Genomic DNA, 22,623 nt, shown 5'->3' on the forward strand with positions numbered 1-22,623 from the left:
GAATGCGGCCGGTATGAGAACATCAGGGAGCACGCGATGTCGGGAAAGTCAGGCTGGCAAGCGGGAACGTGGTTGAACCCGCCGCAGCAGCACACCATAGAGGACGGCGACCTTGCCGTGGTCACCGACAAGGCCACCGACTTCTGGCGCGAGACGCATTACGGCTTCGCCCGCGACAGCGGGCACATGCTGGGTTTCGCGACAGGGCCGGATTTCACCGCGCAGCTGCGGATCCGCGCCCGGTTCGACAGCCTCTACGACCAGGCGGGGCTGATGGTACGGCTCGACGAGAGGCGCTGGCTGAAGGCGGGCATCGAGATTTCCGACGGAAGGCCGATGCTGTCGAGCGTGCTGACCGTCGACCGCTCGGACTGGGCGACCGCCCCTCACGCAGGTGACGCCGGCGATTTCTGGATGCGGCTGACGGTGAAGGACGGCGTTGTCCGGGTACAGGCGTCGCAGGATGGCATCCTCTGGCCGCTCGTCCGGCTCGCGCCGTTCCCGCGCGCCGATACCTACCACGTCGGGCCGATGTGCTGCACGCCGGAGCGGGCTGGGCTATCGGTGCGGTTTTCCGACTACAGCCTCGGCCCGGCGCTCGGCAGGGATCTGCACGACCTGAGCTAGGCGAGATGAGCATCCCTCAGCCGCTGTCGTCCAAGTCGATGCGGCTGGCATACAAAAAGCTCGCCGGATCAGAGTGATCCGGCGAGCTTTCCTTAATTCGAAGTGGAGTGTGTCAGGCTTTCGGGCCCTTGGCGATCGGCTCCTGGTAGGTGAAGCCCATGTCCCAGGGAAAATAGATCCAGGTATCCTGCGAGACCTCGGTGATGAAGGTATCGACGGTCGGCACGCCCTTCGGTTTTGCGTAGACGCAGGCGAAATGGGCATTCGGCATCAGGCCGCGCACTTGCGACGCGGTCTTGCCGGTATCGGTAAGATCGTCGACCACCAGGACGCCGCGGCCGCCATCGACCATGAGTTCGGCGGCGATGCCCTTCAGCATGTGCATTTCGCCCTGATTGACGTAGTCGTGGTAGGAGGCGACGCAGACCGTTTCGATCAGCCGGATGTTGAGCTCGCGCGAGATGATCGCCGCCGGCACCAGACCGCCGCGGGTGATGCAGACGATGGCGCGGAACTCCTCGCCGAGGCCGGCAAGCCGCCAGGCTAGCGCCCGGGCATCGCGGTGGAACTGGTCCCAGGAGACGGGGAAGGCTTTTTCAGGCAGAGACATCGTCAGGGGCTCCGAACGGCGCGACAGGGAAAGGCCGCCGCCATTCCGCTGCAGCCCGCTGGGCCGACGCTTTCAGAGTGGCCCGTTGGCCGCTGGTATTAGCGGCAATAGCGAGGGTCTTGCAAGCCGCATGCGGTAGCAGTCGCTCTCTGGTGGCACTTGCCCACAGGCCTTGCCGCCGCATTGGCAGAAAAGCCGCGCCGATGGAAGGCGCGGCCGTCGGTTCTCGCCATGGGCTGAACGCCGATGCAGAAGTGCCGGCCAGGCCGACGTGCGGATCAGCGGGACAGCAGCGTCAAGGCCGTCAGCGAGGTCAGGATGCTGCGGGTTACGCCGCCGAAGAGCATCTCCCACCAGCGTGCATTGCCGTAGCCGCCCATCACCAGCAGATCGACGCTGTCGTCCTGCAGGCGCTTTTCGATGGCGGCGGCGGTCGAGACCTCCGGGTTCTCCTCGGTGCGCAGCGAGACGTTGACGCCGTGGCGCGACAGCGCCGCCGCAAGATCGGAGCCCGCAAGGTCGGAGGCCTGTCCGGCGGCCGGGCCGTTCGCAGCCGGCGGATCGACGCAGAAGATCTCGACGCTTTCGGCGCGCTGCAGGAAGGGCAGGGCATCGAAGGCGGCCCGCGACGCTTCGCGCGAACCGTTCCAGGCGATCAGCACCCGGCGGATCGGCTGCGGCGTGCGCATCACGTGCGGCACGAGGAGCACCGGACGCCCGCTGTCGAAGAGCAGCGTCTCGAGGTCGGCGCGGTTGTCGGCATCGCCGGACGGATCGTTCTGGCAGGCGATGATCAGGTCGCTTGAGCGGACGCATTCCAGCACATGCGACGAACCGTAGCCGGTGGTGGCGACGAAGGTGCGCCATTCATACGAGAGACCCTCGCTTTCGGCGCGGGCGCGAAACACCTCGGCAATCCTGCGGGTTTCGGTGTGTGCCACCTGCTGCAGCACCTGGGTTGCGGTCGGATCGGGGATCTCCATCGGCGCGATCAGCGGCACCGTCGCCAGCACCTCGGCGTGCAGGCCGACCACATGGGAGGAGAATTCGCGCGACAGGGCCGCCGCGAAATCGGTGACGGCGACGGCGTTGCGCTCGTCGTCCAGCACGGCAACAATGGTTCGGTAACTCATGGCGGTTTCACTCCTCTGACGCAATCGGCGGGTCTTTGCGTGCCAGCCTTGCAACAGGACATGGGACGTGCATTGAGGCGGGTCAAGGAGCGGCCGGCCGCCACCGGTTTCGCCTCAGGCTTCGGGTCCCGGATGCGCCTCGGCGCGGGTCTTGTCCAGCGATGCGATCATTGCCACGATTGCATCGGCTGCCGCATCGAGGGCTCCCACATCGCGCGCCCGCACCACCAGTTCGGTCGAGAACCGCTGGCCGTCATACTTCGGATAGGAGCCGATGCTGGTCTGCGGATGCGCCTTCTGCACCGCCGCCAGCAGCGTGCCAATATCACCTTCGCCGTACGGGCAGGCAAGAGCCCGCGTCAGCATCCGCGTGCCCGTTGCAAGCTCCGGCAGGATGTTGTCGACCATCGCCTGGAAGACCTGCGGCACGCCGGCCATCACATAGACGTTCTCGACGATGAAACCCGGCGCGGTGGAGACCGGGTTGGCGATGTGACGGGCGCCGCGCGGCATGCGGGCCATCCGCTGGCGGGCTTCGGTGAATTCCATCTCGCGGCGGGCATACATCTCGCCAAGCAGGCGCATGGCCTCCGCGTCGTGCTCGCAGGGCAGGCCGAAGGCTGCGGCGATCGCGTCGGCCGTGATGTCGTCATGCGTCGGGCCGATGCCGCCCGAGGTGAAGACATAGGTGTAGCGGGCGCGCAGCGCATTCACCGCCTCGACGATCGCCGGCTGTTCGTCGGCAACGATGCGCACTTCCTTGAGGTCGATGCCCGACAGCAGCAGTACGTCGGCGAGATGGCCGATGTTCTTGTCCTTGGTGCGGCCGGACAGAAGTTCGTCGCCGATCGCCAGGATGGCGGCGGTCACGGTCTGAGACGTCATGGGATACCCTCGCGGAAATTGATGCTGCTCTTCTAGGTCAAAACGGGCGCCGGAAAAAGGGTGATCGTGGGCCGCGCGCCGTTCCCATTTGCTGACCGGCTGAGGCTCTGCGTTCACGAATGTCGAACAGTCCGTCCCGGCACGCCGGGCTGGACGGCTGGCGTGGAAAGGCTAAGTTCGGTTGCAACGCGGGTGCCATCGTGGACCGCGACGGACATGGAGAGACGACATGGCGAAGGTTCTGGTGCTGTATCATTCCACCTACGGGCATATCGAGACGATGGCCTATGCGGTTGCAGAGGGTGCCAAGTCGGAAGGCGCGGACGTTACCGTGATGCGCGTTCCGGAACTGGTTCCGGACGAGGTGGCCAAGGCATCGCACTACAAGATGGACCAGGCCGCGCCGATCGCCAAGGTCGATGACCTCGTCGAATACGATGCGATCATCGTCGGCGCCGGCACCCGGTTCGGCACCATGGCATCGCAGATGCGCAATTTCTGGGACCAGACCGGCGGCCTGTGGTTCACCGGCAAGCTGACCGGCAAGATCGGCTCGGCCTTCACCTCGACGGCCACCCAGCATGGCGGCCAGGAATCGACCATCCTGTCCTTCATCCCGACCTTCCTCCACCAGGGCATGGTCGTCGTCGGCCTGCCTTACGCCTTCCAGGGCCAGATGGGCACCGAGGAAGTCAAGGGCGGCTCGCCCTACGGCGCGTCGACCATCACCAATGGCGACGGCTCGCGGATGCCTTCGCAGGTTGAGCTGGATGGCGCCCGCTTCCAGGGTGCGCATGTGGCAAAGCTGGCCGCCAAGCTCTCCGCCTGATCGCGGCGACATGGCCATTTAACAGAAAAGGGTGCCGACCGGCCGGTCGGCACCCTTTTCTGCGTTCGGATGAGCGGGAGATGACGGCGCGGAGGGCGTTGGGCTCAGGCCGTCGACGATGACAGCGGCTGGAACAGCTTGAGGCGCGCCGGCGGGTTGCGCGGCCGGCCATCCTTCCAGTCGACGACGAACTGGATGACGTCGGCTGCCGCCTGATGGGTGAGGGGCTTGGCGATCACGCCCAGCGCTCCGGCATCGCGGCCCTCGACGAGCATCGGATTGCCGGTGACGAATAGCACGGTGAGCCCGCGCTCGACCAGGATGCGGGCGATCTGCGGCCCGGTTTCGCCATCGGCCAGCCGCACGTCGACGAAGGCGATGTCGGCGTCGCCCGCATAGTTCAGCGCCACGGTCATGTCCGGTGCGATGCCGATGACATCGTGGCCGCTGCGGGTGACGGCTTCTTCGAGGTCCATGGCGATGAGGAGGCTGTCTTCGACGATGAGAAAGCGGTACTTCACTGCGCGATCCTTGCACGTATTCTTGCGTTGGCGGAACATAGGGTTGCGTTCCGACCCGGCAAGAGCGCCAAACGTACGAAGCCGGACGGTCCGGCGCAGGCGCAGAAGCCGCAGCGCTCAGTCGTCGCCGAAGCTGATGAGCGCAGGCCGGTAGCGGCGCGTCGCAAGCCTCAGCGACCGGTCCGGCTCGATCACATAGGTCTCGATCACCTGCCGCGATCCGTCGTTGAACTCGTGCTCGACGATGCTGCCGATCGGCGCCTTGGTAAGCTTGGTGCGCGGCTGGCCGCCATAGGTGATGCTGCCGGGAATCGGTTCAAGCGTGCTGGGAGCGGTCGTGCAGCCGGCCAGCATCAGGATGACCGGGGCTGCGATTATGTGTCTGGCGTTCATTGCGGCGTCCTTGGTTTCTCAAGCGCTCAACACTACAGCGCGGCTGCGGTTCCAGCGGATCCTGAGGCAAGACCCGGGCGGCAGCGGTAAGCCGACACGGGCTCACCGTCGGGTCAAGAAGGCAACGTCTGCGGATCGACGATTCCGGTGAAACATGCACTTGCATTTTCGCCGCAACCGGCGGAAGACAGCCCTCACGCGGACGTGGCGAAACTGGTAGACGCAAGAGACTTAAAATCTCTCGCCTTCGGGTATACGGGTTCGATCCCCGTCGTCCGCACCAGCCGTTTCTATCGCGATTTTCCGCAGTTCGGGTGGGCGAGATGGGTTGCTAAAGCTGCTGTCTGCGGCACGATCCGATGGCCTCACCGGCGCCAGAAGACCGGCGTCAGAAGCACCAGCACGGTCAAGACCTCGAGACGGCCGAGCAGCATCATCAGCGACAGCAGGTAGAGCGCCGGATCGGTGATGGTCGAGAAATTGCCGACCGGGCCGATGATGTGGCCAATGCCGGGGCCGGTGTTGGAGAGCGCCGTGACCACCGCCGAGGTAGCCGTCAGGATGTCATAGCCGATGAGCGTCATGCCGAGCGTGCCGGCGACCCAGAGGAAGATGAACAGGATGACGAACAGGAACACGCCGCGCTGCACCTCGACATCGACGGTCGCATTGCCATAGCGCACCGGATAGATGGCATTCGGATAGACCAGCCGCTTCAGCCCGGCCATCACCACATTGAACATGATGACGAAGCGGTACGCCTTGATGCCGCCGGCCGTCGACCCCGAGCAGCCGCCCATGAAGGTGGCAAACAGCGCCAGCGCCACGGCGAATGGTCCCCAGAGCGTATAGTCGTCGCTGGCAAACCCGCCCGTCGACAGGATCGAGGCGATGTTGAAGAAGGAATGGACGAGCGCGCTGTCGATCGGCACGCCGTTGCGCAGGTGGTGGTAGATGCCGAGCGCTATGCCGAAGCTGCAGAGATAGCCGAGGAACACCATGATCTGCGGATCGCGGAGCGTGTCGAGCCGGCCGCGGATCGCCAGCAGGATGAGCACGGAGAAGGGCAGGCTGCAGAGGGCGAGGAAGATCGTCCCGATGACCAGGATCGCTTCGTTGTCGAAGAAGGCAAAGGATGCGTCATGAGTCGAGAAGCCGGCCGTCGCAACCGTCGACATTGCATGGTTCAGCGCGTCGAAGTGGCTCATGCCGGCGATGTCGTAGGCGATCATGCACGACAGCGTCAGCATTAGGTAGACGGCGAGGAAGGCGCGGGTGAAGCTCGCGAGCTTGGCGAAGGGCTTGTCGTTGGTTTCCGATGATTCGAGCTTGAAGATCGACATGCCGCCGACATGCAGCGACGGCAGGATGAACAGCCCGAGTGCGACAATCCCGATGCCGCCCAGCCAGCAGAGCAGCGACCGCCAGACAAGAATGCCAGGCGCCATAGAATCGAGGCCGGGAATGACGGTCGAGCCGGTGGTGGTGATCGCCGAGATCGATTCAAACAGCGACTGGGCGAAGGTGAGATCAAGCGGCGACAGGTACAAGGGCAGGGCGCCGATCAGCGAGAACACCGCCCACAGCAGATTGACGAGGAAGAACCCGAACCGCTTGTTGAACACCGGCGGCGCGCCGCGCGTCGCAAGCGCGGTTGCCAGCGACAGGCCGCCGACAATGGTGCCGGACAGCGCGAACAGGCGCCAGTCGGGGTTGCCGTAGTAGAGATCGACGGCCGCTGGAACGAACATTGCCGCCGCCAGGTACATTCCGCAGAGCGCGGCGATGTAGATCGAAGACCGAAACAGGGTGGCGTTCAAAAGCTGGAGGTCCCGATGTGTTGGCAGCGGCACGACGGGCCGGCTGCGGAAAGAAGCTTTTGTCTCTTCCGACCAGCTATGGCATAGCGGGCCACGCTCCCAAATTCAACGGATGGACGATAATGACGAATGCAGCTGTGGATGACGCAATGCTGGCAATGCGGGAGATCTTTCCCGAGACGCCGCTGCAGCTGAACGAACACCTCAGCCGCCGCTTCGGCGCCGATATCTGGCTGAAGCGGGAGGATCTGTCGCCGGTCCGTTCCTACAAGATCCGCGGTGCCTTCAATTTCCTGCGCAAGGCGATCGCCACGGCTGGCAGCGGACGCGTCTTCGTCTGTGCGTCGGCCGGCAATCATGCCCAGGGCTTTGCCTTCGTCTGCCGTCATTTCGAGGTGCACGGAGTGGTCTTCATGCCGGTGACCACGCCGCAGCAGAAGATCGACAAAACGCGCATGTTCGGCGGAGAGTTCATCACCATTCGTCTCGTCGGCGATATTTTCGACCAGTGCTATGCGGCGGCGCGCACCTATGTCGAAGAGACCGGCGGCATGCTGGTGCCACCCTTCGACCACGCCGACATCATCGAAGGGCAGGCGACGGTGGCAGCCGAGATCGCCGCGCAGCTGCCGGAGGGTGTGACGCCGGACCTGGTGATCATGCCGGTCGGCGGCGGCGGCCTGTCATCCGGCATGACCGGCTATCTTGGCCCGAGGCTCGGCGACGACGCCTTCCTGATGGTCGAGCCGCAGGGCGCGCCAAGCCTCAAGCAGAGCCTGATCGCCGGCCATGCGGTGACGCTCGCCAAGGTCGACAATTTCGTCGACGGTGCCGCGGTGGCGCGCATCGGCGAGCTGAACTTCGCCGCCCTCAGCCGCTTTCCGGAGAGCCAGGTGATGGCGGTGCCGGAGAACGCCATATGCGTGACGATCACCGAGATGCTGAACATCGAGGGCGTCGTGCTGGAGCCTGCCGGCGCCCTGTCGCTCACCGCACTTGCGTCGCTCGACCCGGCGGCGGTGCGCGGCAAGACGGTGGTCGCCGTGGTATCGGGCGGCAACTTCGATTTCGAGCGGCTGCCCGACGTCAAGGAGCGCGCCATGCGCTTTGCCGGCCTGAAGAAATACTTCATCCTGCGGCTGGCCCAGCGGCCCGGCGCGCTGCGTGACTTCCTCAACCTGCTGGGGGACGAGGACGACATCGCCCGGTTCGAATACCTGAAGAAATCGGCGCGCAATTTCGGCTCCATCCTGATCGGCATCGAGACCGCCAGACCGGAGAATTTCGCCGCCCTGCTGCAGCGGTTCGAGACAGCCGGGCTCGGCTACGAGGACATCACCGACAACGAGATCCTCGCCAACCTGATCATCTGACGGTGATCGGGTTGCGCCATTGCGGGCGGGGGCGGGCAGGGCGGCACGGCTCCCGTCTTCCGCTTCGCCGGCCGATGTGCTAGGCAAAAAACATGGCTTCAATCATCTCAAAATTCCTCTCGATGCTCTCCGGTACTGGCGAAAAGCCGACGGCCGGCAGTGCTGCCAAGGTCGATCCGCAGGAGCATGCGGGCTGCACCATCTATGCCGAACCGATCCGCGAGGGCTCGCAGCTGCGGCTTGCCGGACGGATCGAGAAAGAGGTCGGCGGACAGTGGCTGGTGCGCACCTTCGTGCGTGCCGACATGTTCACCTCGATGGACGACGCGGTGGATTGCACCTTCCGCAAGGCGCGCCAGATCATCGACCAGAACGGACAGTCGCTGTTTGGCGACGGCGTCGAAGAACGGCCGGCCTGACGGCCTGAGGCGCAAGTCGATCGGCCGCTCGGGCAGCAAGGAGCTGCTGGGAGTGCGTATGCCTGTACAGGCTGGACGCGGTTGACCCGACGGTGGTGAGCGCACGCGCCGGCTCGCGGTGATGGCGCCCGCTCTGAGCGGCCGCAGGAGCGCAACGAAAAAGGCCGCGGCGGGTGCCACGGCCTTTGCGTCAGTCACCAAGCGTCTGAGGATCAGGCAGCGATTGCCAGTTCGCGGGTACGGCTTTCGGCAGCGGCCAGCGCCTTGGCGACGGCTTCCGGACCGAAGGCGAGGCCTTCGACATAGATCACTTCCACATCCGTCATGCCCATGAAGCCGAGGACCGTCTTCAGATAGGGCACCGCATGGTCGAGCGAGGCGGCCGGACCGGCCGAGTAGACGCCGGCGGCGGCCAGCACGATGTAGACCTTCTTGCCCGTGACCAGGCCTTCCGGACCTTCGGCCGAGTAGCGGAAGGTCATGCCCGCACGGGCAATGGCGTCGATCCAGCTCTTCAGCGCCGAATAGATGTTGAAGTTGATGAGGCCGGTGCCGATGACGATCTGATCGGCGGCGAAGAGTTCGGCGACCATCTGGTCGGAGATCGCGGCGGCAGCGGCTTCCTGCGGATCGCGATCGGCGGGAGCCTTGCGGATGGCCGATGTCGTCACCGTGTCGAGATGCGCGATCGGCGAGGTGCCGAGGTCGCGATGCACGATGGTGCCGCCGGTGCTCTGCGACAGGGCCTGCGCCAGATCGCCGGCGATCTTGTTGGAGACCGATTCGGCGCCGCGCGGGCTCGAGGTGACGAGGAGGATGTTGGACATGGGAGCACTTTCCAGATGTTGACGTTCGAGACTGTAACGGGAACCGGTCCGGCAGCTTTCGCCGCGGCCCTGAGGACAAGGCAGGTCGGGGTGGCATGCCTTCTTCGTCACCACACATAGAAATAGACAGCCATCGAGAAAATGCCGATAATGTAGAACCAACCCATCTAGGATCTCGATAGAACTCATGGATGCCAATCCCACTCTCGACCAGCTTCAGGTATTCCTCGCAGTGGCCGAAGCCGGCAGCTTCTCGGCCGCCTCGCGGCAGCTGAACCGCGCCCAGTCGGTGATCAGCTATACGATCGGCAATCTGGAGGCGCAGCTGGAGATGGCGCTGTTCGACCGCAGCGGATCCCGCCAGACGCGGCTGACGGAGGCCGGCAAGGCGCTGCTTGCCGATTCGCGGCGCATCATGGCCGACCTGCAGGTAATGCGGGCACGGGCGAAGGCCTTGAAGCAGGGCCTGGAAGCCGAGGTGTCGCTGGCCATCAGCAACATGGTGCCGATCCACGCCATCGTCGATTCGCTCACCGAGTTCGGCAAGCGCTATCCGTCGGTGGCGCTGCACCTCAACTCCGGGGAACTGGGAATGGTAATGGACATGGTGTCGAGCGGCCGTGCTTCTGTCGGCATCGGCGGTCCGCTGCTGAAGGAAGACGACACGCTGATGGTCGACAGGATCGGTCACTCCTACATGGTGCCGGTGGTTGCCAGCATCCATCCGCTGGCGCAGTTGCGCCGTCCGCTCACCCGCTTCGATGTGCGCGAGGAGGTGCAGCTGGTGGTGACCGATGCTTCGGGCATCACCCGGGGCCGCGATTTCAATGTGCTGTCCTACAAGACCTGGCGCGTCGGCGACATCGCAACGAAGCACCAGCTGATCCGCGGCGGACTTGGCTGGGGCGGGCTGCCGGCGTCGCTGATCCACGAGGATCTGGCGAGCGGCCGGCTGGTGGCGCTGGAGATCGATGCCTACGAAAGCACGCTCTATCCACTTTATGCCGTCAGGCGGACTGCCAACCCGCCCGGGCCCGCCACGCAGTGGCTGCTCGACAATTTGGCCGCACGGCTGGCCCAGTGCCCGGGGCAGGATCAGATGGCAGCGATGATCCACCGCCAACCGCCCGACGAGGAGCGCCTGGCAGCTGAATAGCCACCCGGTGCCGGGATTTTTGCGTCGCCGCTGAACCAGTTGCCCCGTGGAACGTAATGACGTGCGTGAGTTCAAACCCCGGGCATCCGCGTGCAGACATACGAAATCATTGTTGTGGCCGATGCCGGCTTCGTTCCGGACACAGTGAGGGCGGCATGGCGTCGTTCAGGCGTCAAGCTGAGCGGGCCATTCCGGCCAGAAGAGGCGGATGAAGCGGCGCTGATCCGCTCGGGAGGCGTCGTGATCGACGTGTCGCTCGAAGCCTCCGAGCTGTTTGGCCTGTCCGAACGCCTGCTGCAACTCGACGTGCCGTTTCTCTTCGTCGTTGGATCGAACGCCCGCTCTTCTGCCAGTGGTCTACCCTACAGGCTCACGGAGCGACAGGCCGATATTGCCGCCATACTGAACGGGCTCACCCACGAGCATTTCGACAAGACGACCGCGCAATTGCACTGAGGCGTTTAGCCGACGTTGCGCGTATCCTGGCAAAGGAGTTCCTGGACGTGCTGGTGCTGGATGCGGAACAGCAGTGCGCGCATGTCGCTTTCCGTTTCAATCTCGGCAGGATCGCGCCGGATTGCCTCGCGCGCCCTCATGAGCGTTCTGGCCGTCAGCATGGCAATCTCTTCCGATGACCGGAAATAGCGACCGGCCATGCGCTCTACATCCGGCAACGCTGTCTTGAGCAGTTGCAGGGCGCGCGCCGTGTCGGCGGATAGCAGGTCTGGATTGCCGGTGGTCATCATCGTCTCCATCATGCTCGCAGGTTAATGTCCGTGCGCCACGAGAGTTCCGGTACGCTAAAAGACAGAGAAGTCTCGACGGCAGGGAACTTTCCTCCTGATTTGCGGTTTGTCCCTGCCAAGCACGCGCCACGGTTGACGAGGCCGCCCCTGAGGGAGCCGCCGACAACCAGGAAGGATGTTCCGTGAATGTTTCCCTGCGTCTGAGCGCCGGAAATCTTCTGCTCGCCCGGCTGCCGGACCGCGAGGCGCAACAACTGGGCCCGGATCTGGAGCGGGTGGAGCTGATAAAAGGCGACAAGCTCGCTACGCCGGCGTCGGCTGCGACCCACGTCTACTTCCCGACATCCGGCATCGCTTCCGTCATTGCTGTCTCGCCGAAAGGCAAGGTCGCCGAGGCCGGCCTGATCGGCGCCGAAGGGTTTCTTCCCGTGGCCGCTGCGGCGGGACCGGTTGGACGGTTCGGAGATATCACCATTCAGCTTGCGGGCGAAGCATGCCGCATGCCGCTGGACACCTTCTCGCACCATGTCGCCGAATGCCCCGTGCTGCAGCAACTGCTGCTGCGAGCGATCATCGGATTTACGGCGCAGCTGGCGGAGACCGCTCTGGCGAACGCCGTCCACAGCGTCGAGGAGCGGCTCGCGCGCTGGTTGCTTCTGTGTCATGACAGGGTCAAAGGCGACGAGATCGCCCTCACTCACGAGTTCATAGCCCTGATGCTGTCGGTGCGCCGTCCGAGCGTCACCTCGTCTCTGCATCTTCTCGAAGGTCGGGGACTGATCCGCGCCGAACGCGGGCTGATCACCATGCGCAACCGTGCGGCAATGGAGACGTTTGCCATCGACACCTACGGCCGGGCCGATGAAGAATATCACCGGCTGATGGCGCTTCCGCTCGAAGGCGATGTATCAGAGCAGGCAGGCCGCCTGCGCGGCTGAGGCTGGAAGCGCGGGCGTCCTACAGTTCGCCGATCAGGCGTCGATATTCCTCTTCCGGCTTGCCGTAAACGTCCCCGGCAAACGATTCGAGGCCAGCCCGGTCCCGCACACTGATGCGGCCACGCTCGGCACGGATCAGCTTCTTTCCCTCGAGGATATGCAGAGCTGTCGTGACGCTTGGCCGACGGACGGCGAGCATCAGCGAAATGAACTCGTGGGTGAGCAGGATCTCGTTGCCGTCCACCCGGTCGTGGCACATCAGCAGCCATCGGGCCAGCCGCTCGTCGATGTTGTGCACGGCATTGGAGAGCGCCGTAAACGAGATCTGAGAGCCGAAGGCGTGGATGAAGCGGGCGAGCAGGTTTGCCAGAACCGGGCAGCCGGCGAGCACAGACGTCAATTCGGCGAAGGAAATCCGGTATCCGGCGCCTTCAACCTGGATCACCACCTCGTGGATGCTGATGTTGCCGCCGACGCCGGCAGGCGTCGGGGAAAACCCCTCGCGGCCGAACATGCCGGCCTCGGCCCGGTGGCCTTCCGGCGATACCGTAACGACGGAGCCGATGCCCGATGTCGGAAAGTAGACGAAATCGATCGGCTGGTCCGGCTTGACGATGACGAAGCCTTTGGGAAGCTCGATGGGCGAGAGCGCTGAACCGACTTTTTCCAGTTCGATAGGTGGTAGCAGGGCAAGCAGTCGGTTGCGGATCTGGCTCAATTCTGTAGCGCCCATAGCTATGGCTGGCGTGAGGCGAGAACTGAGATCTCGGCCGATCTGCCCCTGTATTTTCAGACAGTTGCCCGTATAGCATCATGTTCTTACAGGTGGCGTTGCGTACGCTGGCAGACGGAACCAGACATGCCCCGGCATTTGTCTAAACTGACAGGCAACCTTCTCGTACGGGAGAACCGATGCACGTCGATCTGGAAGAAGGAGAGGTTCTCCTTCTGGAGGATCAAGCCTTGATCGCCATCTATGTGGAAGAACTGCTGGAACAGGAGGGTTGCGGTCCGATCGTTACCGTAACCTCCTGCGCCGATGCGTTGGCATGGTTGGTCGATCACCATCCGCGACTGGCCGTCATCGAAACCCGCGTCCAAGACGGCGATTCGACCGAGATCGCCGAGATCCTGACGCAACGGCGCATCCCGTTCATCGTCCACACATCCCGCACGAAAGAGGCAGGAGACACCGATCCTGACGTTCCGCAGGTGGTACGGCTCTGGCTGTCCAAGCCTTGCCCGCCCGAAGACTTCCTTGACGCTATCCGCGCCTGCAGAACCGCCGTCGCCTGACGCTGCCTGAGGTGGTGTTCCAACGCCGCGCCGCACCTTCATCCATGATCGAAAAAGCCGCCGGCACCTATGAGGGGCCGACGGCTTTGCTGCGTTTGCCGAATGACGATGTGCCTCAGAGCACCAGGCGGAACTTGGCGAAGCCCTCGGCGCCGTCACCGGCATCCTCGATTGTCGCGCCCTTCACCTGGCCCGCGTACTGGCGTCCCTTGGGGCCGCTCTCGAACACGGCCGTGGTGCCGGCCTGTGGCTTGAACGACCAGTTGGCATCGGCGGTTGGATTGATCGTGCCCTGCTCGATGATGTAGCGCACCACCACGTCGCGATTGGTATCGGGTGCCACGAGGATCACCTTGTCGGCGCCGATCTCGGGGAACTTGCCGCCGCCGCCGGCCCGGTAGTTGTTCGTCGCGACGACGAATTTCTGCGCCGGGTCGATCGGCTTGCCGTCGAACTTCAACTCGACGATGCGGTGCGCGTCCGGATTAATCAGCTTGCCGTCCTTGTCGAAACGCGTCGGCTGCGACAGGTCGATCTGGTAGGTGACGCCGTCGATCACGTCGTAATTGTAGGAGGGGAAGCCGGTGTTCAGGAGCGGTGCATCCTTGGCGCCGGCGGTCACCTGATTGAACATGCCGGCCGACATTTCCAGCCAGTTCTTCACCTGCTCGCCGGTGATAAGCACCGCCTGAACGGTGTTCGGATAAAGATAGAGGTCCGCGACGTTCTTGATGGCGATGTCGCCGGCCGGCACATCGGTAAAGTAATCGGCGCCACCGCGGCCACCCGCCTTGAATGGAGCGGCGGCCGAAAGCACGGGGAAGTCCTTGTATTTGCCGTCCTTCAGCAGGTTCTTCACGTACCAGGTCTGGGCATTGGAGACGATCTGCACCGACGGGTCGTCGGCAACGAGCGCGAAGTACGAATAGAGCGGCGCGGATGTCTTGCCGACCGGGCGGCGGACATAGGCAAGCGTCGCTTCGTGCTCTTCCTTCACCGCCGCAACGATCTCCGGCTTGTCCTTGACGTCGGCGACGACCTTGCGGCTGTCGTCGCGATGGAAGATCGGCCGTGCCTCGGAGGTGAAGTCGACGACCTTCCAGCTCGAACCATCCTTTTCCAGCAGCAGGTCGATGAGGCCCATATGCGAGCCCCAGAAGCCGGCCATGACGGCGGGCTTGCCCATCAGCGTGCCCTTCTTGGCATCGGCGCCGGTGATGCCCTCGAAGTCCTTGGGGCCGGGGAAGACCAGGTGCTGGTGGCCGGTGAAGATCGCATCGATGCCTTCCACGCCTGCGAGGTAGAGCGAAGCGTTCTCCATCCGCTCGCTCTGGCCGTTGCCGTCGATACCGGAATGCGACAGCGCCACGACGATATCGCAGCCTTCTTCCTTCATCGCCGGCACCCAGGCCTTGGCGGCCTCGACGATGTCGCGCGTCTGCGCCTTGCCTTCGAGGTTCTTGGCGTCCCAGACCATGATCTGCGGCGGCACGAAGCCGATGAAGCCGACCTTAACCGGGCTGGTGGCGCCGGAGCCATCACGGATCTGCTTTTCGATGATCACGTAAGGCTTGAAGAACAGCTCATCCTTGCGCGCCTCCGAGGCCAGCTGGCCCTTGGTGAGGTTGGCGCAGACGATCGGGAATTTCGCCCCGTTGAGGACGTTGAACATGAACTCCAGACCGTAGTTGAACTCGTGGTTGCCGAGCGTGCCGCAATCATAGCCGAGCGCGTTCATCGCCTTCATCACCGGGTGCAGGTCGCCTGGCTTGATGCCCTTCTGATAGGCCATGTAATCGCCCATCGGGTTGCCCTGCAGAAGGTCGCCGTTGTCGATCAGCATCGAGTTTCCGGCCTCGGAGCGCACCTGGTCGATGAAGCTTGCGGTCCGCGTCAGTCCCATCGTGTCGTTGGGTTTGTCCGCATAGTAGTCGTAGGGCATGATGTTCACATGGATGTCCGTCGTCTCCATGATCCGCAGATGCGCCTGATTGGCCTGGGCGCGGGCTGCGAACGGATGCAGCATGACGAGCGCGGAGCCTGCAGCGATACCGCCGAGCAGCGAACGGCGCGTCATCGGGCGCGTCATGGAAGGTGGGGTGAACAGGGTTGACATGGACCTCTCCATCAGTCGGTTGCAGCGGAAGTGTAGGAGCTATGTCGCAGCGACGCATCAGGAAAATGACGAACGACGCCGTCGTACACCGCCGGTCAGCCAGGTGATGAAGAGGAACGCCGAGGCGCCCCTGCGAATGAAGGGGTGGGAATCGGGGTGAGGTGATGCAGCCGGTCAGAAACGACCGCCGGCGCGTCCGTGGTAGAAGCGGAAATACGACGACACCTTTGCCCAGGCATTCGAGCTGCGGTCGAACTGGACACCGATCCGAAGCCCCTGGCACCATTGCACCGTACCGTCGATCAGCCCCAACTCCTCGCTCTCGATGCGGATGCGGCTTCCGGTAGCTGCATGCAGCGGACGATCGAGCTGCAGCGCGAGGCCTGCGGCTGAGAGGTCGATCACCCGGCCCTGCGTCTTTTGCAGGCCGTAGCGAACGGTGCCGGTGATGCGCGTGCGCCTGCGTTCGGCGTTGCGGGCCTTGATGCCGGAGAAGGGAAGCATGGCTGGAGCTGATCCTGGTGACGTGCCGGAAGATCATGCACGCAAACCGTTTCCGAGCCCTTACGCCGATCGTTCGGAAGCCACTCCTGGAGCCTGACCAAGACCCATCTTAGATATATCTAAAGACGCTTGACATGCGCTGTGTTCGGCGTAACTTAGATATATCGAAAGACAGTCTCGAAAGGAGCTGAACATGTTCGGACACGAACACGACGCAAGACACGACGGACAGCATGGCGATCACGGACATGGCCGCGATCATCGACACCGCGACTGGGCCGGCCTTTTCGCTGCCCGCGGCGGATTTGGCCGCGGCTTCGGACGTTCTAGCCAGGGTGGCCCGGGTGGACCCGGCGGTCACGGTGACCATGGCGGCGACGATGGGGAAGGCCGGATCGGCCGTTTCCTGCTGCAGGGCGACCTCAGGCTGCTGGTTCTGGCACTGATCGAGAAGGAGCCGCGCCACGGCTACGAGATCATAAGATATATCGAAGATCTCACCTACGGCTTCTACGCGCCAAGCCCTGGCGTCGTCTATCCGACGCTCACCTATCTGGAGGAAGCCGGCTACGTGACCGCGGAAATGGACGGCACCAAAAAGCGCTACTCGATCACCGAAGAGGGGCGCGCCCATCTCGAGGACAATCGCAGCATGGCGGCGACCATCCTCGACCGCCTGTCGCAGCTCGCCGAGCGGATCCGCCAGAAGCAGGAGCGCCGCGGCCGCGGACGGGAAGATGCGCCGCATCTACCGCGCAGCCTCGAGGCCGCGATGCTGAACCTGCACGAGGTCGTGGCGCGGCGCATCCAAGCCGACGAGCGGCAGGCGGGCGAGCTGGTGAAGCAGCTGCTGCAATTTGCCGAGGAACTGGAACGCGGCGGCAACAGCCCCGCCTGAAGGCTGGCATTCCCGTCGACGGCGGCGGTGGCTTGGTCACCGCCGCCGTTTGCCGTTGAGCTCAGCCGCGTTCGATGCGGCACTGGTAGCAATTGTTGCGCGCCGAGCGGACATGCACATAGTCGATCTCCGGCCGGGCCAGCAGATCCTGCGCACGCGCAGCGATCCGGCCGGTCGGGGTGACGGCGCCGGTACCATAAACGATCCGGTTGTCCGACCCGTAGCCGCGCACGATGTAATCGGGGCTCTCCAGCATCGGCGGCAGGATCTCCTCGGCCGCATAGCGCGGGCAGGGGGCCGGCGTGCAGGAAGATCGGCCCGGTCTCGGCGTAGGGCTGGGGAGACGGGAAGGGGCGGTGGGCGAGAACCAGCATCTCTTCGCCCTCCGCGATGAAGCCCAGGCAGTGGCGGCACGGCATTGCGCCGCCCGGAGACAGCATGCGCTCGCAAGGCTGTCCGTTGGCATCCGGCGCGCCGGCCCGCAGGGCTTCAACGGTCTCTGTTGGCAGGGCCTGGAAGCGGATCGACGTCATGGGCATCTCCTTTGGATGGATCGATGCCTGCATTCTGAAGGATCGGATGGTGGTGCCGCCACCCGATCCTTGCCTTCAGGTCTCAGTCGCGCTTCAGCGCCGCCAGCCGTTCCTCGTCCGACATCGGTTCGACCCATGTCTCGACGGTCGCCACCGGCGCAAAGCCCATCATCTGGTAGAGGCTGAGCGCCCGCGGATGGTCGAGCGTGTTGGTCGAAACCGTGACCTTCTTCGGGCTCATCTGCCAGGCCGTGTAGAGCGCCTGCAGCAGGAACCACTTGCCGATGCCGAGCCCCAGCGCATGTTCGAACAGGCCGAAATAGGAGAGCTCGACCTCGTCTTCGCTCTTCTGGAACAGCTCGAAAAAGCCGGCCGGCGCGCCGTTGACGTAAAGCACCATGACGCAGTTGCGCTCGTCGGAGAGGATGTCCGCCAGATCCTCGTTGCTCAGCCGCAGGCGATTGTACCAGTGCCAGCGGCTGCCGACCTGCCGGTAGAGATAGCGGTAGTAGTGGAGCGGGATCGACGGCGCGCGGATGATCGCCGTCTGGATGTTGACCGGGATCGGCACACTGGCGCGCGGCGGCGACGTCATCTCCAGGAACGTGACGCGGGTGCGGATCGGCTCCGGCGGACCCGCGGGCGTGGCGGGCGTCGGCGGGCCGGTGACGACCGGCGTATCCTCAAGGCTGCCCCACTCCGACCACGAGCCGTCGTAAAGCGTCAGATCGGTCGCGCCAAGCGATTCCAGCGCCAGGCTGACCACTGCTGCCGTGACCCCGGAGCCGCAGCTGGTGGTGACGGGCTTGGTGAGGTCGACGCCGGCTTCGTCCATCAGCGTCTTCAGCGTCGCCAGGTCCTTGAAGTGGCCGTTCTCGGCAAACATCGTTGCCGGCATGCTGCGCGCGCCCGGCATATGTCCCGAGCGCATGCCCGGCCGCGGCTCGGCCTCGTCGCCGGAAAACCGGCCGGCACCGCGGGCATCGATCACCTGACGCGATCCCTCGGCGACGATGCGGCGCATTTCGGCAAGGCTGGTCACCGACTTGGCACGCAAGCGGGGCGTGAAGGTGGCCGGCTGCGGCTGTGTCTCGCCGGTCTCCAGCGGCCGGTTCTCCGCCTTCCAGCCGTCAAGGCCACCGTCGAGCACATAGACCTTGTCGACGCCCATGGTACGCAGCATCCACCAGACACGCGGTGCCGAGAAGAAGCCCGGCCCGTCATAGACGACAATCGTATCGTTTTCGGAGAGACCGAGCAGGCCGACGCTTTCGGCGAACTGGTCCGGCGTCGGCAGCGAGTGCGGCAGTCCCGTCGCGTGGTCGGCGATCTCGTCCTGGTCGAAGAACACCGCACCCGGCAGATGGCCGGCGACAAATTCTTCGAGCGGCCGGCGCTTGTGGACCGGCAGATACCACGAGGCATCGACCGGCTTGAAGCCTGCGCTGCCAAGCTGCGCCTCGACCCAGTCTGCCGATACGACGAAACGGCTTTTTTCTGCGTACATTCAAGTCCTCCGATTGAAGCCGGAGAACGGACCATTCACGCAGATTCGGCCGACGTGCCGAAGCGAATGCGAAAGCGCCTGTTCTCCTTGCCCTTCTTTTCGATCTTGGCGATGTGAATCGCACCGACTTCCTGAGTTTCGGAGACATGTGTGCCGCCGCACGGCTGGCTGTCAACGCTGGAGTTCTCGCCGATGGAGACGAGACTGACCCGACCGAGACCGACCGGCGGCCGGACGTTCTTGGATTTGACGATGTCGGGATTGGCGGCGAGCTCTTCGTCGGTGATCCAGGTGACGAACACCGGATGGTTTTCATCGACCAGCCGCATCAGCCGCGCGGTCACCTCGTCCTTGTCGATGACGTCGGTCATGTCGAAATCGACGCGCGATTCGTCCTCGCCCACCGCTGCACCGGTGATCGGGTACTGGCAGACGACCGACAGCAGGTGGCAGGCGGTGTGCATGCGCATCAGCCGGTAGCGGCGCGGCCAGTCGACATGCAGGGTCAGCGTCTCACCGACGTCCGGCCGCACCTCGCCGTCCTGCGGCACGTGTAGGATGATGTCTTTGGTTTCGCCATGGCGGGTCTGGACGAGCATGATCTTCGTGCCGTCGGCCCGCTCCAGGAAGCCTGTATCGCCCGGCTGGCCGCCGGACGTCGCATAGAAGCAGGTCTGGTCGAGCTCGATGGCGCCGTCCTCGTGGACGGCGGTGACCGTGCCCTCCGCCGTGGATAGATAGAAATCGTCGCGGTAGAGGGCTCGGGTCATGCGGGTCTGCTCAGCTGGTCGGCTCGAAAGGGACGGTGATGTCTGTTTTTTCTACCAGCCAGCCGGGGATCGGCAAGCCCTTCGATCGCAGGAAGTCGGGGTTGAACAGCTTTGACTGGTAGCGATTGCCGTAGTCGCAGAGGATCGTCACGATCGTATGGCCGGGGCCGAGATCACGGGCCAGTCGAATGGCGCCGGCAATGTTGATGCCCGACGAGCCGCCGAGGCAGAGCCCCTCCTGCTGCACCAGGTCGAATACAATCGGCAGCGCTTCGGCATCCGAAATGCGATAGGCGAAATCCGGCGTGAAGCCTTCGAGATTGGCGGTGATGCGGCCCTGGCCGATGCCCTCGGTGATCGACGAGCCTTCCGACTTCAGTTCGCCATGCGCATAATATTCGTAGAGGGCGGCACCTTCCGGATCGGCGATGCCGATCTTGACGTCGGGATTGCGCTCCTTCAGCCCCATGCCGGTGCCGGCCAGCGTGCCGCCGGACCCGACGGCGCAGATGAAGCCGTCGACCTTGCCGCCGGTCTGCTCCCAGATTTCCGGCGCGGTCGTTTCCAGATGCGCCTGGCGGTTGGCGACATTGTCGAACTGGTTTGCCCAGATCGCGCCGTTCGGCTCGGTCCTTGCCAGTTGCTCGGCGAGCCTGCCGGACAGTTTTACATAGTTGTTGGGGTTCTTGTAGGGAACCGCGGGGACCTCGACGAGCTCGGCGCCGAGCAACCGCAGCGCATCCTTCTTTTCCTCGCTCTGGGTCTCCGGAATGACGATGACGGTGCGGTAGCCGAGCGCCTTGGCAACCAGCGTCAGGCCGATGCCGGTATTGCCGGCCGTCCCCTCGACGATCACGCCGCCGGGACGCAGCAGGCCGCGCTTTTCCGCATCGCGAATGATGAAGAGCGCGGCACGATCCTTGACCGACTGGCCGGGATTGAGGAACTCGGCCTTGCCGAGGATCTCGCAGCCCGTCAGTTCCGAGGGGCCGTCGAGGCGCACCAGAGGCGTGTTGCCGATGATGCTGAGCACGGACGGATGAATGGTCATGGGGAATGCCTTATCTTGCAAACAAAAGCTGCCCTGCTTTTCCATCCTGCCGAGCCAAAGCGCAAGGAATTCCGTTTCCGATGCGGCCGTCGGCCGGCAAAATCTGAACTGTCGGCGTTTTGGCAAAGTGGTGGAATGCAGAGCGGCGCCACTCGGCGACGATGCGCGCACCCGGCATTCGACGGCGCTAACTCTGCGGACAGGTAATGGAAACGCAAAAAGGCCGGGATGAACCCGGCCTTCCGCTTGGGAGATGAGGATTAGTTCTGGCAGTCGTTGCGAGCGCCCTCGGTCACACCCTGTGAGACCTGGTTCTCATTGGAACCGCCGCAATTGGTGCCTTCGGTCGACGGAGCGTCGCTGGTGCCGGCAATGCTGCCGGTCGAACCCTGGTCGATGCTCGAATTGGAATCCATCGAGCCCGAGCCGGTCATGCTTTGGGATGCGCCGTCGGTGCCCTGTGTCGTCGAGGCGCCGCTGCCGACCGAGCTGCCGCCCGTAGCGGTTTGGGCGAGCGCGCCCGTTGCAAGACCAAGCGACAGGACGGATGCGGTGAGCAGTTTCGATAGCATGTGCTTTCTCCTTGTTTTTCTTAAGGATGGGCCTGTTTTTCGTTACCCGGTGACTGAACCGCGACCACCTGCGTGTTGTTCCGAAAAAAGTTAGATTAGCGCTCGCCGCCGCTCCGTCCCGGCGCCTGCCGAACCTCTCAAGATCAGGAAAGCCGCAGCGGCAACTGCACGCCCTTCGGCACGTAGATCGGCTTGCGGCTGGCGAGTTCGATCCGCTGGAACGTCTTCTTGCGATCTTCCGCTTCCCGCTCGCGGGCAGCTCTGGATGCCGCCACGGCGGCAAGCGCGTTCTGAACGGCCTGTTCTGCACTGGTCATGAGCATCTCCTCATTCGTTCTCTTTTTGTTCTATTCTGTTTTCACCTGTAGGTCAAGAGTCGCGGGCGCCGTTCAGCTGATGTGGCGATGGTCAAGAGGTCTTGCAAGGTTTTACCCAAGGCGGCGTCACGGGCTGAGCGTCCTTGGTTGCAGACGTGTAGCGAGCCAGCGATCCCCCAAGCGTCTGTGCGGGAACCAACTGGGGGGCATCCTTGTTCTCGATCCGCAAAAGGAGACAAGCAGATGAAAAAGATCGCACTCGCAGCCGCCGCGCTGATGGCAGCAACTTCCGCCCTGGCGCAGTCGGCAACGGAATCGACAGGCGTGAACTCGGTCCTGGGCGTCGCGCCGAAGACCGAGGATTTTGTCATGAAGGCCTCCGCCAGCGACATGTTCGAGATCGAATCGAGCAAGCTGGCGCTGCAGAAGGGCAATGATGCGACCAAGACATTCGCCCAGCAGATGATCACCGACCACGAGAAGACGACGATGGAGCTGAAGGGCCTCATCGACGGCGGCAAGGTGAAGGGGGCTCCGGTGACGGCGCTGCCTGAGGACCACCGCGAAGAGGTGGACGACCTGGCCAAGCTGAACGGCGCCGAATTCGACGAGGAATACATCGACGACCAGGTGGATGCCCACGAGGATGCCGTCGATCTCTTCAGGCGCTATGCGGCTGAAGGTGAGAACGCTGACTTGAAGGCCTGGGCCGCAAAGACCCTGCCGGCGCTCGAGCACCACTACAAGATGGCGCAGGAGCTCGACAAGAGCTGACCCCGCAC

At 63.9% G+C, this 22,623-nt stretch carries 27 protein-coding genes, 1 tRNA gene and 1 pseudogene; 11 read left to right on the forward strand and 18 right to left on the reverse strand.

Translation table 11 applies throughout. The features are described 5' to 3' along the window. The first annotated feature begins 36 nt into the window (after window positions 1-36). The gene (locus AAIH46_RS20905) at window positions 37-627 is read left to right on the forward strand and encodes a DUF1349 domain-containing protein (protein ID WP_430307999.1); all 591 of its coding nucleotides are present in this window, start codon (window positions 37-39) and stop codon (window positions 625-627) included. A gap of 112 nt (window positions 628-739) precedes the next feature. Here the strand turns inward: AAIH46_RS20905 and gpt are convergent, their stop codons facing one another. The 3 genes from gpt to AAIH46_RS20920 form a co-directional block, all read right to left on the reverse strand. Then, the gene (gene gpt / locus AAIH46_RS20910; protein ID WP_430308000.1) at window positions 740-1,237 is read right to left on the reverse strand and encodes a xanthine phosphoribosyltransferase; all 498 of its coding nucleotides are present in this window, start codon (window positions 1,235-1,237) and stop codon (window positions 740-742) included. A gap of 278 nt (window positions 1,238-1,515) precedes the next feature. Then, entirely contained in the window at window positions 1,516-2,370 is an 855-nt protein-coding gene (locus AAIH46_RS20915; protein WP_430308001.1) for a universal stress protein, read from the reverse strand. A gap of 114 nt (window positions 2,371-2,484) precedes the next feature. Further along, complete coding sequence (locus tag AAIH46_RS20920; protein WP_430308002.1) at window positions 2,485-3,255, reverse strand: competence/damage-inducible protein A; 771 nt, start codon at window positions 3,253-3,255, stop codon at window positions 2,485-2,487. Between the two features lie 229 nt (window positions 3,256-3,484). On the opposite strand from AAIH46_RS20920, the gene wrbA reads away from it, so the two are divergent. After that, window positions 3,485-4,084, forward strand: a complete 600-nt coding sequence (gene wrbA / locus AAIH46_RS20925) for an NAD(P)H:quinone oxidoreductase (RefSeq protein WP_430308003.1) — start codon at window positions 3,485-3,487, stop codon at window positions 4,082-4,084. A 104-nt stretch (window positions 4,085-4,188) separates the two neighbouring features. Here the strand turns inward: wrbA and AAIH46_RS20930 are convergent, their stop codons facing one another. Beyond that, complete coding sequence (locus AAIH46_RS20930; protein ID WP_430308004.1) at window positions 4,189-4,644, reverse strand: response regulator; 456 nt, start codon at window positions 4,642-4,644, stop codon at window positions 4,189-4,191. A 78-nt stretch (window positions 4,645-4,722) separates the two neighbouring features. Further along, window positions 4,723-4,998 carry a hypothetical protein gene (locus tag AAIH46_RS20935; protein ID WP_430308005.1) on the reverse strand — a complete coding sequence of 92 codons (276 nt, stop codon included), beginning with the start codon at window positions 4,996-4,998 and terminating at the stop codon, window positions 4,723-4,725. A gap of 198 nt (window positions 4,999-5,196) precedes the next feature. Between AAIH46_RS20935 and AAIH46_RS20940 the strand changes: the two genes are divergently transcribed. Further along, a tRNA-Leu gene (locus tag AAIH46_RS20940) sits at window positions 5,197-5,281 on the forward strand. A gap of 82 nt (window positions 5,282-5,363) precedes the next feature. Here the strand turns inward: AAIH46_RS20940 and AAIH46_RS20945 are convergent. Beyond that, window positions 5,364-6,818, reverse strand: a complete 1,455-nt coding sequence (locus AAIH46_RS20945; RefSeq protein ID WP_430308006.1) for a TrkH family potassium uptake protein — start codon at window positions 6,816-6,818, stop codon at window positions 5,364-5,366. A gap of 122 nt (window positions 6,819-6,940) precedes the next feature. On the opposite strand from AAIH46_RS20945, the gene ilvA reads away from it, so the two are divergent. After that, on the forward strand, window positions 6,941-8,191 hold the full coding sequence (ilvA, locus tag AAIH46_RS20950; protein WP_430308007.1) for a threonine ammonia-lyase: 1,251 nt from the start codon (window positions 6,941-6,943) through the stop codon (window positions 8,189-8,191). A 92-nt stretch (window positions 8,192-8,283) separates the two neighbouring features. Continuing rightward, window positions 8,284-8,610: an HlyU family transcriptional regulator gene (locus AAIH46_RS20955; RefSeq protein ID WP_430308008.1), complete on the forward strand. Its 327-nt coding sequence runs from the start codon at window positions 8,284-8,286 to the stop codon at window positions 8,608-8,610. Between the two features lie 212 nt (window positions 8,611-8,822). Here the strand turns inward: AAIH46_RS20955 and AAIH46_RS20960 are convergent, their stop codons facing one another. Next, window positions 8,823-9,437, reverse strand: coding sequence for an FMN-dependent NADH-azoreductase (locus tag AAIH46_RS20960; RefSeq protein ID WP_430308009.1), 615 nt, complete (start codon window positions 9,435-9,437; stop codon window positions 8,823-8,825). Window positions 9,438-9,624: 187 nt separating this feature from the next. Here AAIH46_RS20960 and AAIH46_RS20965 point away from each other — a divergent pair, with 187 nt between their 5' ends. Then, the gene (locus AAIH46_RS20965; RefSeq protein WP_430308010.1) at window positions 9,625-10,593 is read left to right on the forward strand and encodes a LysR family transcriptional regulator; all 969 of its coding nucleotides are present in this window, start codon (window positions 9,625-9,627) and stop codon (window positions 10,591-10,593) included. A 90-nt stretch (window positions 10,594-10,683) separates the two neighbouring features. Then, the gene (locus AAIH46_RS20970; protein WP_430308011.1) at window positions 10,684-11,049 is read left to right on the forward strand and encodes a hypothetical protein; all 366 of its coding nucleotides are present in this window, start codon (window positions 10,684-10,686) and stop codon (window positions 11,047-11,049) included. Window positions 11,050-11,054: 5 nt separating this feature from the next. Here AAIH46_RS20970 and AAIH46_RS20975 read toward each other — a convergent pair whose 3' ends face one another. Beyond that, window positions 11,055-11,336 carry a hypothetical protein gene (locus tag AAIH46_RS20975; protein WP_430308012.1) on the reverse strand — a complete coding sequence of 94 codons (282 nt, stop codon included), beginning with the start codon at window positions 11,334-11,336 and terminating at the stop codon, window positions 11,055-11,057. Between the two features lie 185 nt (window positions 11,337-11,521). Between AAIH46_RS20975 and AAIH46_RS20980 the strand changes: the two genes are divergently transcribed. After that, a complete protein-coding gene (locus AAIH46_RS20980) occupies window positions 11,522-12,277 on the forward strand; it encodes a Crp/Fnr family transcriptional regulator (RefSeq protein WP_430308013.1) in 756 nt (251 codons plus the stop codon). A 19-nt stretch (window positions 12,278-12,296) separates the two neighbouring features. Here the strand turns inward: AAIH46_RS20980 and AAIH46_RS20985 are convergent, their stop codons facing one another. Further along, window positions 12,297-12,995, reverse strand: coding sequence for a Crp/Fnr family transcriptional regulator (locus tag AAIH46_RS20985; protein ID WP_430308014.1), 699 nt, complete (start codon window positions 12,993-12,995; stop codon window positions 12,297-12,299). A gap of 194 nt (window positions 12,996-13,189) precedes the next feature. Here AAIH46_RS20985 and AAIH46_RS20990 point away from each other — a divergent pair, with 194 nt between their 5' ends. Continuing rightward, window positions 13,190-13,573 carry a response regulator gene (locus tag AAIH46_RS20990; protein ID WP_430308015.1) on the forward strand — a complete coding sequence of 128 codons (384 nt, stop codon included), beginning with the start codon at window positions 13,190-13,192 and terminating at the stop codon, window positions 13,571-13,573. Window positions 13,574-13,688: 115 nt separating this feature from the next. On the opposite strand, the gene AAIH46_RS20995 is transcribed toward AAIH46_RS20990, so the two are convergent. Both AAIH46_RS20995 and AAIH46_RS21000 read right to left on the reverse strand, forming a co-directional pair. Beyond that, on the reverse strand, window positions 13,689-15,662 hold the full coding sequence (locus tag AAIH46_RS20995; protein WP_430308085.1) for a bifunctional 2',3'-cyclic-nucleotide 2'-phosphodiesterase/3'-nucleotidase: 1,974 nt from the start codon (window positions 15,660-15,662) through the stop codon (window positions 13,689-13,691). 201 nt (window positions 15,663-15,863) lie between these two features. After that, complete coding sequence (locus tag AAIH46_RS21000; protein WP_430308016.1) at window positions 15,864-16,193, reverse strand: PilZ domain-containing protein; 330 nt, start codon at window positions 16,191-16,193, stop codon at window positions 15,864-15,866. 193 nt (window positions 16,194-16,386) lie between these two features. Between AAIH46_RS21000 and AAIH46_RS21005 the strand changes: the two genes are divergently transcribed. Then, entirely contained in the window at window positions 16,387-17,091 is a 705-nt protein-coding gene (locus AAIH46_RS21005) for a PadR family transcriptional regulator (RefSeq protein WP_430308017.1), read from the forward strand. A 61-nt stretch (window positions 17,092-17,152) separates the two neighbouring features. Here AAIH46_RS21005 and AAIH46_RS21010 read toward each other — a convergent pair whose 3' ends face one another. The 7 genes and pseudogenes from AAIH46_RS21010 to AAIH46_RS21040 form a co-directional block, all read right to left on the reverse strand. Continuing rightward, window positions 17,153-17,347: a DUF1203 domain-containing protein gene (locus tag AAIH46_RS21010; protein WP_430308018.1), complete on the reverse strand. Its 195-nt coding sequence runs from the start codon at window positions 17,345-17,347 to the stop codon at window positions 17,153-17,155. Window positions 17,348-17,384: 37 nt separating this feature from the next. Then, window positions 17,385-17,657, reverse strand: a pseudogene (locus AAIH46_RS21015) (DUF1203 domain-containing protein); the annotation flags it as partial. A gap of 49 nt (window positions 17,658-17,706) precedes the next feature. Then, entirely contained in the window at window positions 17,707-19,131 is a 1,425-nt protein-coding gene (gene sseA / locus AAIH46_RS21020) for a 3-mercaptopyruvate sulfurtransferase (protein WP_430308019.1), read from the reverse strand. Window positions 19,132-19,166: 35 nt separating this feature from the next. Next, a complete protein-coding gene (locus AAIH46_RS21025; RefSeq protein WP_430308020.1) occupies window positions 19,167-19,901 on the reverse strand; it encodes an alanyl-tRNA editing protein in 735 nt (244 codons plus the stop codon). A gap of 10 nt (window positions 19,902-19,911) precedes the next feature. Next, window positions 19,912-20,952, reverse strand: a complete 1,041-nt coding sequence (locus AAIH46_RS21030; protein ID WP_430308021.1) for a cysteine synthase A — start codon at window positions 20,950-20,952, stop codon at window positions 19,912-19,914. A gap of 260 nt (window positions 20,953-21,212) precedes the next feature. Continuing rightward, on the reverse strand, window positions 21,213-21,524 hold the full coding sequence (locus AAIH46_RS21035) for a hypothetical protein (protein ID WP_430308022.1): 312 nt from the start codon (window positions 21,522-21,524) through the stop codon (window positions 21,213-21,215). Between the two features lie 143 nt (window positions 21,525-21,667). After that, window positions 21,668-21,841 carry a hypothetical protein gene (locus AAIH46_RS21040; RefSeq protein ID WP_430308023.1) on the reverse strand — a complete coding sequence of 58 codons (174 nt, stop codon included), beginning with the start codon at window positions 21,839-21,841 and terminating at the stop codon, window positions 21,668-21,670. 243 nt (window positions 21,842-22,084) lie between these two features. On the opposite strand from AAIH46_RS21040, the gene AAIH46_RS21045 reads away from it, so the two are divergent. Continuing rightward, window positions 22,085-22,615 (forward strand): DUF4142 domain-containing protein, encoded by a 531-nt coding sequence (locus AAIH46_RS21045; protein WP_430308024.1) that lies wholly within the window; start codon window positions 22,085-22,087, stop codon window positions 22,613-22,615. Window positions 22,616-22,623: the final 8 nt, after the last annotated feature.

The organism is Rhizobium sp. 0TCS1.26 (assembly GCF_050455525.1).
Taxonomy (GTDB): domain Bacteria; phylum Pseudomonadota; class Alphaproteobacteria; order Rhizobiales; family Rhizobiaceae; genus Neorhizobium.